Below are 16,526 nucleotides of genomic sequence, written 5' to 3' on the forward strand. Positions count from 1 at the left end.
TTATTCCGGGGCGAAGAATTCGTTGCCGTGCATGTCGACCAACTCGAGCGCACGACCGCCGCCACGGGCGACGCAGGTGAGCGGATCGTCGGCGACCTGCACGTGCAGACCAGTTTCTTCGCTCAACAGGCGGTCCAGGTCGCGCAGCAGCGCGCCGCCACCGGTGAGCACGATGCCGCGCTCGGCGACGTCGGCGCACAGTTCCGGCGGGGTCTGTTCCAGCGCCTGCTTCACCGCGGCCACGATGCCGGCGAGCGGTTCGCGCAGGGCTTCGAGCACTTCGTTGGAGGTGATGGTGATCATCTTCGGCACGCCTTCGGCGAGGTGGCGACCGGAGATCTCCAGCGTGCGGACGTCCTTCTGCGGGTAGGCGCAGCCGATCTCGAGCTTGATGCGCTCGGCCGTGGCGTCGCCGATCAGCATGCCCTGCGTGCGGCGGACGTAGGCGATGATCGCTTCGTCGAAGCGGTCGCCGCCGATGCGCACGGACTGCGAGTAGACGATGCCGTTCAGCGCGATGACCGCCACTTCCGTGGTGCCGCCGCCGATGTCGACCACCATCGAACCGCGCGCCTCGGTGACCGGCATGCCGGCGCCGATCGCGGCCGCCATGGGTTCTTCGATCAGGTACACCTCGCGGGCACCGGCTTCTTCGGCCGATTCCTTGATCGCGCGGCGCTCGACCTGGGTGGAGCCGCAGGGCACGCAGACCAGCACGCGCGGGCTGGGGCGCATCAGGCGCGACTTGTGCACCTTGCGGATGAAGTGCTTGAGCATTTCTTCCGTGTAGGTGAAGTCGGCGATGACGCCATCCTTCATCGGGCGGATGGTGGTGATGTGGCCCGGCGTGCGGCCCAGCATCTGCTTGGCTTCGGCGCCGACGGCGGCCACGGACTTCTGCCCGCCGACCAACCGGTCCTGGCGCACGGCGACCACGGACGGCTCGTTCAGCACGATGCCCTGTCCGCGGACGTAGATGAGGGTGTTGGCCGTGCCCAGGTCGATGGACAGATCGCTGGAGAAATAGCGGCCGAGGAACTTGAACATGCGTGCGGGGCGCCTGGGAGAGAAGTGCGGGGGAAAGGGTGCAGCAGAGGGTCGCTAGCCTAGACTCAACAACGGGGTCGAGCAAGCACGCTCGTCGCGTTTTCCCCCGGGAAATTCGGGCAAAACACGAGGATCGCTGGCTTGGGGCCCCGCCGGTCGCTACCCTGTGCGGCCGCGGGCCCCCGGCCCGGACCACACCCGAGGCTGTTCCCGATGTCTGCGTTGATCTGCGGTTCCTTGGCCTACGACACCATCATGGTGTTCCCCGACCAGTTCAAGAACCACATCCTCCCGGACAAGGTGCACATCCTGAATGTGTCGTTCCTGGTGCCGCGCATGCGCCGCGAGTTCGGCGGCTGCGCGGGCAACATCGCCTACAACCTCAAGCTGCTGGGCGGCGATCCGATCCCGATGGCCACCGTGGGCCAGGACTTCGGGCCGTACAAGGACTGGTTCACCGAGCAGGGCATCCGCCTGGACCAGGTCAAGGTGATCGAGGAGCTGTTCACGCCGCAGGCGTTCATCACGACCGACCTGGACAACAACCAGATCACCGCCTTCCATCCCGGCGCGATGATGCGGTCGTACGAGAACCACGTGAAGGACGTCAAGGGCGTCACGTTCGGCATCGTCAGCCCCGACGGGCGCGAAGGGATGATGCAGAACGCGAAGGAATTCGCCGAAGCCGGCATTCCCTTCATCTTCGATCCGGGCCAGGCCATGCCGCTGTTCAACGGGCAGGAGCTGCGCGACTTCATCGAGCTGGCCGACTACGTCACCGTGAACGACTACGAGTCCAACCTGCTGCAGGAGCGCACGGGCTGGAGCGAGAAGGACATCGTCTCGCGCGTGAAGGCCTACATCTGCACGCGCGGCCCGCAGGGCGCGCAGATCCACACGCCGGGCAAGGTCTACGACGTCGCGCCGGCGCACGAGCGCCGCGTCACCGATCCGACGGGCTGCGGCGATGCGTTCCGCGCCGGCCTGATCTTCGGCATCGAGAAGGGCGGCTACGACTGGATGACGATCGGGCGCATCGGCAACCTGATGGGCGCGCTGAAGGTCGAGCATCCGGGCACGCAGAACCAGCGCTTCGACCACGAAGAGTTCACCGAACAGTTCAAGCAGCAGTTCGGCTACGCGTTGTAATACGCGATGAGCGAAAAGATCGGACTGTCGCGCTGGTGGCTGACGCCGATCGTGCTCTTCCTCGCATGCAACATGGTGTCGCGCTTTTGCGCGCCTGCAGGTCGCCGGTATTGTTCGCCGCACGAGACCTGGTCATGGCTGGTGTTCGACGGCGGCTGGTGGAAATGCGGGCTGGTGGGCGCCGCATTGGCGGCGCTCACGGTCTTCGGCGACGACGCGCCCCCGCCCGCCCCGAAGGGCGACGTCGATTCACATGACGTGCGCGAGCCATAGCAGCTCGGGCTTCGCGAGGCGTTCGAATTCCGCGTACGGCATGCGCACCGCATCGGTGTGCGTGCCGGCGTTGAACGCGATGTCCGGTTGCCCCGCCAGGCGCGAATCCACGTACACCGGCATGCCGTAGAGATGGCCGAAGGGCGGCATCGCACCGGTCTCGCAGTCGGGGAAGGCGTCCTTGAAGTCGGTTTCTTCGGCGAGTTCGACGACCGGGCCGCCGAGCGCGCGCGACAGGCGCACCAGGTCGATGCGATACGCGGCCGGCATCACCATCATCGCGAGCGCGCCATCGACCTTCAGCATCACGGTCTTGGCGAACAGCTGCCGGCTCAGGTGCGTGGCGTGCGCGGTTTCGTCCGCGGTGACGGTGCGGCTGTGCGTCAGCGTCGTGTAGGGCGTGTGTTCCTGGTCCAGGAAGTTATGCAGGCGCGGTGACAGCATGGTCGCCTCCGCTCGGCGCCGGCCTCCGTCCCGTGGGGCGTGACGTCGCGGGTGGACTGCGCGCGCGTCCTGCGTCGCGCCGTGGGGTGACGCGACTGTACGCCCGGGGCGCTCAGATGGCGTGAGCGTTCGTCGGCAACCCGCGCGTTACCACTTCGGCATCTTCGTGGCGTCCACGCCCCCGGTCACGAACACCGCGGTGCGCGTGCCGCCGGCCTTCACGGGGAATTCGATGGTCAGGTTCTTCGCCGTTTTCGCCAGGCGCCACAGGGCGCCTTCGTTCTTGATGAACATGGCGATGGCCTCGTCGGTCTTCGGACGATCGCCCGTGAACGTCTTCGGCGCCTCGTCGTCGACGCGCACCTTCACCTTGCACCCGGCGTAGCAATTGAAGTCGCCCGCTTCGAGCACGAGGTAGGCGCTGCGGCCCCACTCGGGATGGTCACGGAAGATCAGGCGCACGGGGTGCTTGCCCTTGCCGTCGGTGTCGACTTCATCCTTCGAATACAACGCGGCCGACACCTGGTTGCCGCCCTTCGCCGGTTGCGTCTGGTAGGCCCACAACGCGGCCATGCGACGTTGCTCGTCCTGCGCGGCGATCCGCGTCTTCGCTTCCAGCAACTTGTCGTGGATGCGCTTGGCGGCGGCCGATTGCGGATGGTCGAGTTCGAGGATGTCGCCGTAACCGCGCGCGGCCTTCCAGTCTTCCTTCGCGAAGGCTTCGTCGAATTGCTTCGCCTGCGCTTCGGCGGCCTGTTCGGCCTGCGCCTGTTGCGCGGCGGCGGCTTGCGCGGCGGCCTGCGGATCCTCTTTCGGGCCACACGCGGCGAGCAGGGCGATGGCGATGAACAACGGGAGCGTGCGAGCAGTCATCGTGGGCGACCTTCTGCAATGAGCGATTGAATGGCGGCCGCGACGGCGTCGGGCCGTTCCACCAGCGACATGTGTCCGCAGCCGTCGAGCATGACGCGCCGCGCCTGCGGGATGCGCGCAGCGTACAGCGCGAGCGCGCTGGGATCGATCACCTGGTCCTGCCGGCACCACAGCAGCAACGCGGGCTGGCGGATGCGCGCGGCTTCGTCGCCGGGGAGGAAGCGTTCGGGGCCGCGGCCGATGTGATCGAGCACCGATTGTTCGAACGCCGCGTCGTGCGTGCGGCGCGCGATGTACGCGGTGTCGGCGGGCCACGGGATGCCGGGCTGCTTGGCTTCGTCGTGGAAGAGGATGTGCAGGTAACCGTCGAGGCTCTTGCGATCGTGCACGCCGAACGGGTTGTGGCCAGCGAGGACTTGTTCGCCGAAGCGGTTGTCCTTGAAGCGCACGCCGGAGGCGTCGAGCAGCGCGACGCGCGAGACGCGTTCGGGATGACCGGCCGCGACGAGCGCGACGATGCCGCCGCCCATCGAATGGCCGACGAGCACGACGGGCTTGTCGGACGACACGGCATGAATGAACGCGGCGAGGCGCTCGCTTTGCGCGAGGTAACCGTAGTTTTCGCGCGGGAGGCGTTCGCTTTCGCCCCAGCCGGGGAGATCGGGAATCACCAGGCGATAGCGACTATCGAGCGCGCGTGCCAGCGGGTAGAAGTTTTCCTTGCTGCCGGTGAAGCCATGGACGAGGACGAGCGTGGGCGCATTCGCATCGCTGCCGGCGCGTTCGGCGTACACCCAGCGATGGCCGGCGACGGTGCGCGTTTGCTTCGTCAATCCCGCGGCGTGCAACTGGCGCGCGAATTCCCCACGCACCAGCACGTCGGTGTCGTACGCAATCCACGCAACGACCACAAGCAATGCGGCCGCCACGAGGGCGGCCGCGATTGCGAGCTTGTTGCGCAAGCGCATTGGCTTACTGCTTCGGTGCTTCCTGCGGCGCGGCCTTCGCCGCGTCGATCACGCCCTGCACCGAACCCGTGGTGATCGGGTGGTAGCCCGGCTTCGCCTTCGCGAACACCGCTTCGGCGAGCTTCAGGCCTTCCGGCGTTTTCACCAGCGCGTTGTACGTCGGCATGATCAGCTTGCGACGGCCGATCTTCTCCAGGAACGCGGCGATCGCATCGTTGGCCTGCGTGTAACCGCTGCGCACGGCGAGCGGATACCAGCGCTGCGCGATCTCGGCGTTCGGCGTGCCGGTGAACTTGTACGCGGCGTCGAGTTCGGCGAGCTGCTTGGTGTTGAGCGTCTCCGGCATGCCTTCGATGAAGTGCACCCATTCCTGCGTGGTCCACTTCGCGGTGGCGTCCTTCGCCGGCAGCGTGCCGTCTTCCAGCCACGCCTTGCGCGAGGCATCGACCGCATCGAAGCGCGGCGAGGCCACCTGCGGCGCCGTCGTCGGCACGCCCGGCTGGTACAGCCACGCATCGAACTCGTCCTGCGTCACCTTGCCCGGGTACTTGTCGAGCAGGTTGGCCTTGGCGTACTCGCGGAACTGCTCCGACGAAATCGACTGGAACGCGAAGTGGTCGAAGTAGCCGCGCAGGAACGCATCGAAATCCTTGCGGCCGATGCGGTCTTCCAGGAACTGCATGAACCACGCGCCCTTCGTGTAGACCGTGGAGCTGAGGTTGTCGTCGGGATCGTGCAGCGTGCCGGGCTTCACCGCGAGCTGCTGCAACGCCTTGTTCGAATCGTTGAACTCGCCCTTCAGCTCGTTGCGCGCGATGACGCGCTCCATGTCGGCGCGTTCCTTGCCGTACAGCGCTTCGACGATGCGGTTCTCGACGTAGCTGGTGACGCCTTCGTTCAACCACGCGTCCTTCGCTGTGGAGAACGTCACCAGGTTGCCCGACCAGCTGTGCGCCAGTTCATGCGCGACCAGCGAGACGAGCGACTTGTCGCCGACGATCACGGTGGGCGTGGCGAAGGTGAGGCGCGGGTTTTCCATGCCGCCGTACGGGAACGAGGGCGGCAGCACGAGGATGTCGTAGCGGCCCCAGCGGTACGGGCCGTACAGGCCTTCGGCGGTGGAGATCATCTTGCCGGTGTCGTCGAATTCCTTCGCCGCCGACTTCACCACCGACGGCTCGGCCCACACGCCGGCGTTGCCGGTGATCGGCTGGAACACCAGGTCGCCCGCCGCGATCGCAAGCAGGTACGACGGGATCTTCTGCGGCATCTTGAAGGTGTAGTCGCCGTCGCGCGCGGCCTTCGGATCGTTGTCCGCGCTCATCAGCACCATCGCGTTCTTCGGCGCGGTGACGTGCGCCGAATACGTGAAGCGCACCATCGGCGTGTCCTGCAGCGGCACCCACGAACGCGCGTGGATCTGCTGCGACTGGCTGAACATGAAGGGCTGCTGCTTGCCCGCCGTCATCGACGGCTCGAGCCACTGCAGGCCCGAGGCGTTCGGCGACGTCGTGTACGTGATGCGGACCTGCTTCGGGCGGTTCGGCGTTTCGATCGTCAGCTTGCTGCCGAGGGTCTTGTCGGCTTCGGCGAGCGCGAACTGCAGCGGCGCCCACTGGCCGTCGGCGCCCTGCCCTTCGATCTTGGCGATCGTGAGGTCGCGCGTGTCGAGGACGAGCTGCGTGGCGGCCGGATCGATCCAGTCTAGGGTGTATGTCGAGGTGCCGGACAGCGTCTTCTTGTCGAAGTCGACCGCCAGGTCCAGCGCGAGGTCGGTGGTGCGCACCTTGTCCGGCTGCGCGTAGGAGTGTTCGTCGTTCACGGCGGCGACCTGCGCGGGGGCTTGGGTGGTGGCGGCGGAAGCGGCGGTGGCCGAAGCGGCCGGGGCGGCCGGCGTTTCGGTGCGCTTGCAGGCGCCCAGGGCCAGCGTGGTGGCGAGGGCCAGGGCGGTCATGGTCAGCACGGCATTCGGGTGGCGCATGGGCAGGGGATCCTCGGAACCGGGTGTGGGACGAAAGGGGGCCGAGTGTAATCGGCGGCGCGCGAGGCCGGCGCGTGCGGTCCGTCCCTGAACCGACCCCCTTGTGTTGGTGCGGGCCCGCCCCGATCAGGGAACCCAGGGGGCGATGACGATTCGAAGACGCCCAGTCCGGCACAGTCCGGGGTCGCGCGTGGTGCGCAAACCCCGACTGTTGCATGAATGCAACGCTCAGAACTTTTTGGGGGTCTTACATGTCACAGATGGCCATCGCTAGAATCGCGCCCATGTCCGAAATCCGTTCCCCCCTCCCCCTCATCGCCAACAACCTCCCGATCCCGAGCGCGCTCGGTTCGCTGGATGCGTACATCGGTGCGGTGCACCAGATCCCGGTGCTCACGGCGGAAGAAGAACAATCGCTCGCCCGCGCGTTCCGCGACAGCGACGACCTCGATGCCGCCAAGCACCTGGTGCTCTCGCACCTGCGCTTCGTCGTGCACGTGGCCCGTGGCTACAACGGCTATGGCCTGCAGATCGGCGACCTGATCCAGGAAGGCAACATCGGCCTGATGAAGGCGGTGAAGCGTTTCGATCCCACCGTCGGCGTGCGCCTGGTGAGTTTCGCCGTGCACTGGATCCGCGCCGAGATGCACGAGTTCATCCTCAAGAACTGGCGCATCGTGAAGGTCGCCACCACCAAGGCGCAGCGCAAGCTGTTCTTCAACCTGCGCAAGAGCAAGACGCGCCTGGGCTGGATGAACGCCGAAGAGGTGCGCGCGGTCGCGCAGGACCTCAACGTGTCCGAGCGCGAAGTGCTGGAAATGGAATCGCGCCTGTCGGGTCGCGACATCGGCTTCGATGCGCCCGCCGACCAGGACGAAGACCTCGGCCCGCCCGCGCCGGTCGCGTACCTGATGGCCAACGACGAAGATCCGTCGCAGGCCTACGAGCGCGCCGACAGCGAAGACAACGAGCTCGAACTGCTGCGCGCCGGCCTCGGCCGCCTCGACGCCCGCTCGCGCGACATCATCAAGCGCCGCTGGCTCGATCCGGACAGCAAGGTCACGTTGCAGGAACTGGCGGACGAATACGGCGTCAGCGCCGAACGCATCCGCCAGGTCGAAGCCAACGCGCTCAAGAAGATGCGGGCGTTGTTCGCCGCCTAACACGGCAGCCCTGGATCCAACGAAAGGCCCGGCATGTCCGGGCCTTTTCGTGTGCGCTTACTTCGTTGGATCCTTCCCGAGCACGATCCGCGCGTTGCGCTGGTAGGTCCAGTACGCCATCGCCCAGTCGAGCATCACGACGACGCGGTTGCGGAAGCCGATCAGGAAGAACACGTGCGCGAGCAGCCAGAACGTCCACGCCGGGAAGCCCGAGAAGCGGAAGCCGTGCAGGTCGACGACCGCGGCGCGACGCCCGATCGTCGCGAGGTTGCCGTAATCGCGGTAGCGGAACGGCGCCGGCGCGCTGCGTCCTGCAAAGCGCGCGCGCAACACCTGCGCGATGTACGCCCCCATCTGCTTCGCCGCGGGCGCGACGCCGGGGACGGGCCTGCCGTCGGCGCGCTGCAACGTGGCGAGGTCGCCGGCGACGAAGACTTCCGGATGCCCGGGCAACGTGAGATCGGGTTGCACCGCCACGCGGCCGGCGCGATCCAGCGGCACGTCGAGCGTGCGCGCGAGCGGTGAGGCCGCGACGCCCGCGGCCCACAGCACCGTGCGCGCGGCGATGTGTTCCTCGCCCAGCGACACGCCGTCGGCATCGATGCGCGAGACCGGCGTGCCGGTGCGCACGTCGACGCCCAGGCGTGCGAGCGAAGCACGGGCCTTCGCCGCGAGCGCATCGGGGAACGTCGACAGCACGCGCGGACCCGCTTCGAGCAGCAACACGCGCGAGTCGCCCGGATCGATGTTGCGGAATTCCTTGCGCAAGGTGTGGCGCGCGATTTCGGCCAGCGTGCCGGCGAGTTCCACACCGGTCGGACCGCCGCCCACCACGCAGAACGTCAGCCACGCCGCGCGTGCGGCCGGGTCGCGCTCGGCTTCCGCGCGCTCGAATGCCGTGAGGATGCGCCGGCGGATCGCGAGCGCATCGTCGAGCGTCTTCAACCCCGGCGCGAACGGCGCCCACGCATCGTTGCCGAAATACGCGTGCGTGGCGCCGGTGCAGACGATCAGCGCGTCGTAGTCGATCGCGTCGCCGCTGGCCAGTTGCACGCGGCGCGCGTCCTTGTCGATCGCGGCCGCTTCGGCCATCAACACCGTGGCATTGCCTTGCCTGCGCAGGATGTGGCGCAGCGGCGCGGCGATGTCGGGCGCCGACAGGCCCGCGGTGGCGACCTGGTACAGCAGCGGCTGGAAGAGATGATGGTTGCCGCGATCGAGCAACGTGATGCGGACATCCGCCGACGCGAGCGCGCGCGTGGCCCACAAGCCGGCGAATCCCCCGCCGACGACCACGACGTGCGGTGTGTTGCCTGGCATCGCGCGCTCCATCCCGGGTCGTTGCGAACGTGCGCATTCTCGCGCATGCGCGCTGCGGCGTCAGTAGAGGTCGACCGGATCCACGTCGAGCGACCAGCGCAGGCGGCGTGCTTCGGGTGCGTCGCGCAGCACGGGCATCGCCATGTCGAGCGCCGCCTGCAGCGCGCGGCGTTGCGGGCTCGACACCAGCAACTGCGATCGCTGGAAGCCCGCGCGGCGCGGCATCGGCGCAGGCAACGGGCCGTGCACTTCAAGGCCTGCGACACCGCATTCGCGGAAGGCCGCCTTCGCCACTTCGAGGAACGCCAGCGGCGACGCCGCGTCCTTCGCTTCGGCGCGCACCAGCGCGAGGTGCGCGAACGGCGGGAAGCCGGCGGCTTCGCGCAACGCGAGCTCCGCATCGGCGAATGCGTGGTAGCCGCCGTTGATCAGCGTCTGCAGCAACGGATGTTCGGGATGGTGCGTCTGCAACCACACCTCGCCCGGGCGTTCGGCGCGCCCCGCGCGCCCCGCGACCTGGATCAACAGTTGCGCGAGTTTTTCGCCCGCGCGGAAATCGGCTGAAAACAAACCCTCGTCGATGCCGACCACCGCGACGAGCGTGAGGTTCGGCAGGTCGTGTCCTTTCGCGAGCATCTGCGTGCCGACGAGCACGCCGGGTTGCGCACCCAGCTCGCCGAGCAGCGTTTCCAGCGCATCGCGACGCCGCGTGCTGCCGCGATCGACACGCAACACGTTGAAATCCGGGAAGCGTTCGATCAGTCGCTCTTCCAGGCGCTCGGTGCCCACGCCTTGCGGCTGCAACGCCAGCCCGCCGCAATCCGGGCACGCCTGCGGCGCCGGTTGCCGCGCGCCACAGTGATGGCATTGCAGGCGACGGCCCGCCGCATGCACCGTCATCGGCGCTTCGCAACGCTTGCATTGCGCGCTCCAGCCGCAGTCGTGGCAGAGCAGCACCGGTGCGTAGCCGCGGCGGTTCTTGAACACGAGCGCCTGGCCGCCGGCTTGCAGCGTCGCTTCGAGTTTCGCGATCAATTCGTTCGACAACCCAGCGTCGAGCTGGCGCTTGCGGATGTCGAGGACGCGCACGCTCGGCGGCTTCGCGTTGCCCGCGCGTTGCATCAGGCGCAGGTGCGCGTAGCGGCCCGCGTGCGCGTTCTGCAAGGACTCCAGCGACGGCGTCGCGCTGCCCAGCACCACCGGCACGCCCAGCGCCTTGCCGCGCACGAGCGCGAAGTCCCGCGCGTGGTAACGGATGCCATCCTGTTGCTTGTAGCTGCCGTCGTGTTCTTCGTCGACGACGATCAGGCCCGCGTGCGGCAACGGGGTGAAGATCGCCGAACGCGTGCCGACGATGACGCGCGCTTCGCCGCGCCACGCCGCCGTCCACACGCGCGCGCGCTCGGTGTCGTTCAAGCCCGAATGCAGCGCGTGCACCGGCACGCCGAGGCGCGCGCGGAAGCGCGCGAGCGTCTGCGGCGCAAGGCCGATTTCCGGCACCAGCACCAGCGCCTGCCGTCCGCGCGCCAGGCATTGCGCGATCGCGTGCAGGTAGACCTCGGTCTTGCCGCTGCCGGTCACGCCATCGAGCAGCACGGCGCCGAAGCCGTCGATGCCGGCGATCGCCTCGGCCGCCGCGCGTTGTTCGTCGTTGAGGACAGGTGCGGGTTGCGTGGCGACCGGCGCGGCGGTCGCGTCGATCCGGAGTTCCTCGACGAGCCCGCGCTTGGCCAATCCGCGCGCCGCCGTGCGCCAGCCCGGCTGCAGGTCATCGAGCGCGTCTTCCGACAACGCGCCCTGCGCGAGCAACGCGAGCAACCGGCGCGGCGCACCGTCGCGCGTCACGCGTTCGAGCGCACCCGCCATCGCGCGCCAGCCGGCGATGTGCGTATCCGGCAGCGGCTGGCCCTGGCGCAGGTCGGCGGGTAGCGCCGTCGCCAGCACTTCGCCCAGCGGGGCGTGCACGTACCGGCTCAGCCATTGCAGCGAACCGAGCAGTTCGCCGTGCAGCAGCGGTGCGACGTCCAGGAGGTCGAGCGCCTCGCGCGTCTCGCGCGCCGACGGATCGCCGTCGCCCACCTCCGCTACCACGCCGATGAGTTCGCGCGATCCGAACGGGACGCGCACGCGCCCGCCGACGGCCGCGTGTTCGGCGTGCGCGCCACCCGGCGCGCGATAGTCGAACAACCGCGCCAGCGGCACGGGCAAGGCAACACGGAGAACGGCGCGATCGGAGGACATCCGCGGCAGTCTAGCGACCGTGGCGACGAGCTTTGCGGAGCCCGCATTCGGCGTGGTGAAGGTTTGCGCGCACAAGCTGCCGGTTTCGTGACGAAAGTAACGCAAGTCACCGGAATGAAACGGGTTTCGGCCTTATCCACACGATCTGTGGATAAATCTGTGCATTGCGCGATTCCAGCGCTGCCCGCAAGGGTAAAAACACGTGTTAGCTCCGCGTTGGTGAAAAAAGTGCCATCAGCCAACAACGCTGTCGAATCAATCACTTGGGCGTGAAACAAACTTGCAACACCGGCTCGTCCCCCGTTCGTGGCACGCCATGTGACGGAGATGTTGTCGCTGTGCACAACCGATTTTCGGCGGAAGCCTTGCGGCGCTTGGCGGAGCAGGAGAAACGCATTCGGTCAAGAGGTTTTTCGAACGCCTTCCACGTCTATGATCGCGACGATGATCACGTTTGCCGCATGACCTCCGACAGCAGCCTCCAGGGCGGCGCAACCGCCGCTTTCGTGCGAGGCATCGAACGCCGCGCCACCCTCTTCGCCGAACTCCAGTGCGGCGATCCGACGCTCGCCGAGTCGACCGTGGCGGCCACCTCGCACGTCTTCACGCAGGTCGCGCCGGCGCAGGCGATGGCCGACTGGCCCGCGCGCTACTGGGGATTGCTGCTCGCGGCCCCGGCGATGCGACGGTCCTCGCCGTCCGGGACGTGGCCCGCGCCCTGGGAATCGCTGGCGACGCTGGGCAACGGCCCGCGCGCGGCCCTGCTGCTCCGCCTGGTAGCCGTGCTGGACATGGCGCCCGCCGCGGCCGCCCTCGGCGTCTCCGAAGACACCTACCGCGCCGCGCTGCAGCGCGCGATCCCCTACCGCGACGACGACACGCCCGATCGCGACGCCTGGCAACGCTGGGTGGGCGAGGTGCGCGCGCGGTTGTCCGGCGAGCGCCCGGTGCGCGAAGCGGCGCAGGAGGCCGCGCCCGTGGTCGTCGCAGCGCCGTTGGCCAGCACGCAGCCTGCCGCCATGCCGTTGCGCACGCCCGTCGCGATCGCGGCAACGCCTGCGCCGACGTTCGCGACGGAACCGCCGCGACGCGGACGCAAGCGCATCGTCATCGCCTCGCTCCTCGCCGTCGCCCTCGCGAGCGTCGTCGGGGTCGGCATCGGCGTGTTCACGTTGCGCCCGCAGTGGATCGACCAGGTCCGCGGCCGCGATTCCGAACGCGCGCGCGTCCGCGACCTGCCGCCCGCCGACGATCCCGTCGCGCGTTACGACGCCGACTTCGCCGCGTGGACCGATCGCGATTTCCAGCTCCTCGCCGATCCCGAAGGCCTGCGCCAGGCCGAATCCTTCCCGTTGTTCGCGTGGCATGCCGCGCAACTCGCCGTCGCGCCGGCCTCCGATGCGTCGGTGGCCCCCGCCGCGACCGCGATCGTGCCGGCGGCCGTGCTGGCCGAACCGACGAATCCGTTGCCGCCGTCGATGCAACGCGCCGATCCCTTGCAGGTCGCGGCCGGCACGCCATTGCCGCCGACCGCGGAAACCGCGATCGCGCGCCTCCCCGCCGCATTGCAGCCCGACCTGCGCCGCCAGGCCCAGGCCTGGTTTGCGTGGACCGCCGCGCATCGCGCTGCCTTCGTGCAACGCGCCGCGCAATGGCACCAGCGTGATCCTTCCGAACGCGCACGCCTGCGCGAGGATTACGCGGCGTGGCAGCGCCTGGACGCGGTGGCCGTCGACGCGATCGTGGCGGCCGCAGCGCACTTCCATGCACTGTCGCCGATGGACCAGTCGCGCCTGCAGGCGCAATTCGAATTGCAGGATGCGATCGCGCAACGCGGCTGGCTGCTTGGCCCCGCGATCGGCGCCGACTATCCGCGCCTGCAACCGTTGCTGGCGCAATTGCCCGAAGCGCAGCACGCGCCGATGCTGCGCGCGCTGCGACGCATGACCGCGGGCGAACGCGCGGACCTGGCGGTGCTCGCGCAACGCGTTCCCCCGCAGGGGCGCGAAGACCTGGTGCGGACGCTGCTATCCACGTCCGACGACAACCGCGCGGCGTGGCTGCACGCGCGGCTCGATCAATAGATCAGCTGGCGTCCCGCAACACGCGGCGGCGCGTGCGCACGCCTTCGTCGCCGAAGCGCTGCAGGCCGTCAGCGCGCAGGCGCGGCGCATGTTCGCGCTGGTAGGTTTCCAGCGCACCGAGGTCGGCGACCTGGTAACGCACGCACAAGCCCTGGCGACCCGCGGTGGGGAGCGGATCCACCACCTCGTGCACCTGCGCCGACACGAACCCGGGCAGCGCCAGCATTTCGGTGATGTGCTCTTCCAGCCACGCGCGATACGCGGCGGCGATCGCCACGTCGAATTCCAGGTTGACTTCGTACACGACCATGTTCACATCCAGACCAGGCCCGCCAACATCGTGAAGGCGGCACCGAAAGACAACAGAATGAAGTAGCAAAAACCGAGCAGGCAGTATTTCAGCACGGTCATGGCCCAGCCTTGACCATAGACACGCTTCTGCATGAGCAGCAGGTACACCGGCATCCAGACCCACAACAGGACCTGGAGGAACTTGAAGACTCCGTGCAGGGCCGGCGCGAGCGCATCTTCCAGCGCCATCAGCAGGAATACCAGCAGGAGCGACAGGCACAGGAAGGCGTGGCTGTGCAGCGCCACGATCAGGTGCTCCATGTAGAGCCGCCGCCTGAATGCGTACACGATCTTCAGCATCAGCGCGAAGATCGGCATCAGCACGAACAGCGTGGACGGCACCACGCTGAGGACCGCGTCCTTCAGCAGGTTGGGGTCGCGCTGCATGCGATGGACGTTTTCCTTCGCGTGCCCGGCCATCTCGTTGAGCTTGCGGTTGGCGAAGTCCGGGAACCAGGGGACCTTGATGGGGTTGGTCCTGGCGTCCCACGGCTTGCCGTTGAAGGACAAATCCTCATCGTTGTCCTGCTCGGGCGCCTTGTTCCTGGCGGCATCGCCCGGCTTGACGGCCTTGAGTTCCGCGATGCGGCGGTCGGCCTTGGCGCGGATGGCGGTGGCGGCGGCATCCAGGCCCACGGATACGCCCGGCACGTCGCCGGTGTCGCGATGGGCTTTCTGCAGCTCGGCCAGCGTGGCGTCGCGGTTGCGGACGACCTCCTGCACCGTCTTCGCCGAGGCGATGGCGTCGTTGTTGCCGTCGCCGTCCATCTTCACGCCGCTGAAGTCGAGCGTGAACTGCGCGACGAAGAACGTGACGATGCTGAGGAACACGAACAGCCGCACCGGGCTGACATAGCGGACGCGGCGGCCTTCGAAATACTCGTGGCTCAGGTACCCGGGCTTGGAGAACAGCGGCCACAGCGTGCGGAAGACGCGCGCGTCGATGTTGAGCACGCTGTCCAGGAAGTCCCCGATGATGCTGCTGAAATGGCGCACCAGGCCCTTCACCGGCTGGCCGCACCGGTAGCAGTGCTCGCCCAGCAACGGGGTGCCGCAGTTCTGGCACGCGGCCTGCTGCGGTTCCGGTCGCATGCCTTCGTCGGGCGTGGCGGTGATGGTGGTGTCGCTCATTGGGTCCCCTTGCTGGCCGGTAAGATAGCGACGCAGCGCGACCCGGCGCCACCTCGATCGCGCCTGCCCCTTCCGGATCAAGCTCTTCCGCATGGCTTCCCCACCCCCGCCGCCGCGCTTTGCGCGTGAACTGCGCACCAGCGCGACGCTTGCCGCGCCGCTGGTGCTCGGGCACCTGTCGACCGGCCTGATCGGGTTCGTGGACAGCGTGATCGCGGGCCACCACGGGACCGACACGCTGGCGGCGGTGGCCGTGGGCACCGCGTTGTTCTGGCTGCCGATGATGGTGCCGATGGGCACGCTGATGGCGTTGCCGCCCTCCGTGTCGCAGCTGGACGGCGCCGGACGCCGCGACGAGATCGCCCCGCTGTTCCGCCAGGCGTTGTGGCTGGCGGCGGCGCTGGGCCTCGTATTGGCGCTGTTCCTCACGGTCGTGACCCATGCGCTCGCGCCGATGGGCATCGCCCCGGACATCCGCCCCGGGGCCATCGCCTTCCTGCACGGCATCCGCTGGGGCGTGCCCGCGCTGACGCTGTACCTGTGCATGCGCTACCTCAGCGACGGCCTGCACTGGACGCTGCCGACGATGGTGCTCGGCTTCGGCGGCCTCGTCGTGCTCGTGCCGCTGGGCTACGCGCTGACCTGGGGCGTGGGCGGATTGCCGGAACTCGGCGCGGGCGGGCTCGGCATCGCCTCGGCCGTGATGATGTGGTGCCAGGCAATCGCGTTCGCGCTGTACCTGCTGCGTTCGAAGCGTTTCGCACCGCTGCACCTGTTCGCGCAATTCGATCCGCCGCGATGGGACACGCTGCGCACGCTGTTGCGCACGGGCCTGCCGATCGGCGTGACGGTGCTGATGGAAGGCGGCTTGTTCATCGCGACCGCGTTGCTCATCGGTCGCCTCGGCGGCGTGCCGGTGGCCGCGCACCAGATCGCGATCAACGTGGCGAGCCTGTGTTTCATGATCCCGTTCGGCCTGGCCGAAGCCACCACCGTGCGCGTCGGGCATGCAATGGGCCGCGGCGATCGCGAGGGCGTGCGGCGCGCGGCGTTCGCGGGGTATGCGCTGATGTTCGCGACGCAGGCGCTGTCGGGCGTGTTGCTGCTGTCGGGCAACCACGCGCTCGCGGGGCTCTACACGCGCGACACGGCGGTGGCGATGCTCGCGGCCAACCTGTTGTTGTATGCAGCGGCGTTCCAGTTCCCCGACGGCGTGCAGGTGTTGTCGGCCGGCGCGCTGCGCGGCCTGCGCGACACGCAGCGCCCGATGCTGCTCGCCGCGTTCGCGTACTGGGGCGTCGGCATGCCGCTGGGCGCCGGGCTCGGGCTGGGCCTGGGCTGGGGACCGCAGGGCATGTGGATCGGCCTGATCGTGGGCCTGTCCGTCGCGGCCCTCCTCCTGTCGGCCCGCTTCTTGCGCAGTTCGCGCCGCATCCCCATGGAAGCAGGGACGCCATCCCCCGTCGCCATGACCGACGGCGCATGAATCGCACACACGCCA

General features: G+C 68.4%; 14 protein-coding genes. 5 read left to right on the plus strand and 9 right to left on the minus strand.

Translation table 11 applies throughout. The features are described 5' to 3' along the window. Positions 1 to 1,047: a rod shape-determining protein gene (locus LYSCAS_RS05240; protein WP_213436393.1), complete on the minus strand. Its 1,047-nt coding sequence runs from the start codon at positions 1,045 to 1,047 to the stop codon at positions 1 to 3. A 213-nt stretch (positions 1,048 to 1,260) separates the two neighbouring features. On the opposite strand from LYSCAS_RS05240, the gene LYSCAS_RS05245 reads away from it, so the two are divergent. Together LYSCAS_RS05245 and LYSCAS_RS05250 are read left to right on the plus strand one after the other, a co-directional pair. Next, positions 1,261 to 2,196 (plus strand): carbohydrate kinase family protein, encoded by a 936-nt coding sequence (locus LYSCAS_RS05245; RefSeq protein WP_213436395.1) that lies wholly within the window; start codon positions 1,261 to 1,263, stop codon positions 2,194 to 2,196. Between the two features lie 6 nt (positions 2,197 to 2,202). Continuing rightward, positions 2,203 to 2,469 (plus strand): hypothetical protein, encoded by a 267-nt coding sequence (locus LYSCAS_RS05250; RefSeq protein WP_213436397.1) that lies wholly within the window; start codon positions 2,203 to 2,205, stop codon positions 2,467 to 2,469. Here the strand turns inward: LYSCAS_RS05250 and LYSCAS_RS05255 are convergent. The 4 genes from LYSCAS_RS05255 to LYSCAS_RS05270 form a co-directional block, all read right to left on the minus strand. Beyond that, on the minus strand, positions 2,446 to 2,913 hold the full coding sequence (locus LYSCAS_RS05255; RefSeq protein ID WP_213436399.1) for an aminoacyl-tRNA deacylase: 468 nt from the start codon (positions 2,911 to 2,913) through the stop codon (positions 2,446 to 2,448). The two genes, LYSCAS_RS05250 and LYSCAS_RS05255, sit on opposite strands and share 24 nt — an antisense overlap. Positions 2,914 to 3,060: 147 nt before the next feature. Continuing rightward, positions 3,061 to 3,786 (minus strand): hypothetical protein, encoded by a 726-nt coding sequence (locus LYSCAS_RS05260; protein WP_213436401.1) that lies wholly within the window; start codon positions 3,784 to 3,786, stop codon positions 3,061 to 3,063. After that, complete coding sequence (locus tag LYSCAS_RS05265) at positions 3,783 to 4,754, minus strand: alpha/beta fold hydrolase (protein WP_213436403.1); 972 nt, start codon at positions 4,752 to 4,754, stop codon at positions 3,783 to 3,785. Before LYSCAS_RS05265 ends, LYSCAS_RS05260 begins: the two co-directional genes overlap by 4 nt. A gap of 4 nt (positions 4,755 to 4,758) precedes the next feature. Continuing rightward, the gene (locus tag LYSCAS_RS05270; protein WP_244858670.1) at positions 4,759 to 6,735 is read right to left on the minus strand and encodes a M1 family metallopeptidase; all 1,977 of its coding nucleotides are present in this window, start codon (positions 6,733 to 6,735) and stop codon (positions 4,759 to 4,761) included. A 284-nt stretch (positions 6,736 to 7,019) separates the two neighbouring features. Here LYSCAS_RS05270 and rpoH point away from each other — a divergent pair, with 284 nt between their 5' ends. Then, the gene (rpoH, locus tag LYSCAS_RS05275) at positions 7,020 to 7,898 is read left to right on the plus strand and encodes an RNA polymerase sigma factor RpoH (RefSeq protein ID WP_213436405.1); all 879 of its coding nucleotides are present in this window, start codon (positions 7,020 to 7,022) and stop codon (positions 7,896 to 7,898) included. Positions 7,899 to 7,955: 57 nt separating this feature from the next. Here rpoH and LYSCAS_RS05280 read toward each other — a convergent pair whose 3' ends face one another. Further along, positions 7,956 to 9,218: an NAD(P)/FAD-dependent oxidoreductase gene (locus tag LYSCAS_RS05280; RefSeq protein ID WP_213436407.1), complete on the minus strand. Its 1,263-nt coding sequence runs from the start codon at positions 9,216 to 9,218 to the stop codon at positions 7,956 to 7,958. Between the two features lie 60 nt (positions 9,219 to 9,278). Further along, complete coding sequence (locus LYSCAS_RS05285) at positions 9,279 to 11,459, minus strand: primosomal protein N' (protein WP_213436409.1); 2,181 nt, start codon at positions 11,457 to 11,459, stop codon at positions 9,279 to 9,281. 461 nt (positions 11,460 to 11,920) lie between these two features. On the opposite strand from LYSCAS_RS05285, the gene LYSCAS_RS05290 reads away from it, so the two are divergent. Then, on the plus strand, positions 11,921 to 13,543 hold the full coding sequence (locus tag LYSCAS_RS05290) for a DUF3106 domain-containing protein (RefSeq protein WP_213436411.1): 1,623 nt from the start codon (positions 11,921 to 11,923) through the stop codon (positions 13,541 to 13,543). A 1-nt stretch (position 13,544) separates the two neighbouring features. Here the strand turns inward: LYSCAS_RS05290 and LYSCAS_RS05295 are convergent, their stop codons facing one another. Both LYSCAS_RS05295 and LYSCAS_RS05300 read right to left on the minus strand, forming a co-directional pair. Continuing rightward, complete coding sequence (locus tag LYSCAS_RS05295; protein WP_213436412.1) at positions 13,545 to 13,853, minus strand: DUF4286 family protein; 309 nt, start codon at positions 13,851 to 13,853, stop codon at positions 13,545 to 13,547. Between the two features lie 2 nt (positions 13,854 to 13,855). Then, complete coding sequence (locus LYSCAS_RS05300; protein WP_213436414.1) at positions 13,856 to 15,025, minus strand: DUF3667 domain-containing protein; 1,170 nt, start codon at positions 15,023 to 15,025, stop codon at positions 13,856 to 13,858. A gap of 91 nt (positions 15,026 to 15,116) precedes the next feature. Here LYSCAS_RS05300 and LYSCAS_RS05305 point away from each other — a divergent pair, with 91 nt between their 5' ends. Next, complete coding sequence (locus LYSCAS_RS05305; RefSeq protein WP_213436416.1) at positions 15,117 to 16,511, plus strand: MATE family efflux transporter; 1,395 nt, start codon at positions 15,117 to 15,119, stop codon at positions 16,509 to 16,511. The last annotated feature ends 15 nt before the right edge of the window (positions 16,512 to 16,526 follow it).

Origin of the sequence: Noviluteimonas caseinilytica, from assembly GCF_018406605.1 — a bacterium.
GTDB lineage: Bacteria > Pseudomonadota > Gammaproteobacteria > Xanthomonadales > Xanthomonadaceae > Noviluteimonas > Noviluteimonas caseinilytica.

Bases quoted from the DNA above. Each gene is read 5' to 3' on its own strand.
- LYSCAS_RS05240 (WP_213436393.1), bottom strand. From the start codon at position 1,047: ATGTTCAAGTTCCTCGGCCGCTATTTCTCCAGCGATCTGTCCATCGAC.
- LYSCAS_RS05245 (WP_213436395.1), top strand. From the start codon at position 1,261: ATGTCTGCGTTGATCTGCGGTTCCTTGGCCTACGACACCATCATGGTG.
- LYSCAS_RS05250 (WP_213436397.1), top strand. From the start codon at position 2,203: ATGAGCGAAAAGATCGGACTGTCGCGCTGGTGGCTGACGCCGATCGTG.
- LYSCAS_RS05255 (WP_213436399.1), bottom strand. From the start codon at position 2,913: ATGCTGTCACCGCGCCTGCATAACTTCCTGGACCAGGAACACACGCCC.
- LYSCAS_RS05260 (WP_213436401.1), bottom strand. From the start codon at position 3,786: ATGACTGCTCGCACGCTCCCGTTGTTCATCGCCATCGCCCTGCTCGCC.
- LYSCAS_RS05265 (WP_213436403.1), bottom strand. From the start codon at position 4,754: ATGCGCTTGCGCAACAAGCTCGCAATCGCGGCCGCCCTCGTGGCGGCC.
- LYSCAS_RS05270 (WP_244858670.1), bottom strand. From the start codon at position 6,735: ATGCGCCACCCGAATGCCGTGCTGACCATGACCGCCCTGGCCCTCGCC.
- rpoH (WP_213436405.1), top strand. From the start codon at position 7,020: ATGTCCGAAATCCGTTCCCCCCTCCCCCTCATCGCCAACAACCTCCCG.
- LYSCAS_RS05280 (WP_213436407.1), bottom strand. From the start codon at position 9,218: ATGCCAGGCAACACACCGCACGTCGTGGTCGTCGGCGGGGGATTCGCC.
- LYSCAS_RS05285 (WP_213436409.1), bottom strand. From the start codon at position 11,459: ATGTCCTCCGATCGCGCCGTTCTCCGTGTTGCCTTGCCCGTGCCGCTG.
- LYSCAS_RS05290 (WP_213436411.1), top strand. From the start codon at position 11,921: ATGACCTCCGACAGCAGCCTCCAGGGCGGCGCAACCGCCGCTTTCGTG.
- LYSCAS_RS05295 (WP_213436412.1), bottom strand. From the start codon at position 13,853: ATGGTCGTGTACGAAGTCAACCTGGAATTCGACGTGGCGATCGCCGCC.
- LYSCAS_RS05300 (WP_213436414.1), bottom strand. From the start codon at position 15,025: ATGAGCGACACCACCATCACCGCCACGCCCGACGAAGGCATGCGACCG.
- LYSCAS_RS05305 (WP_213436416.1), top strand. From the start codon at position 15,117: ATGGCTTCCCCACCCCCGCCGCCGCGCTTTGCGCGTGAACTGCGCACC.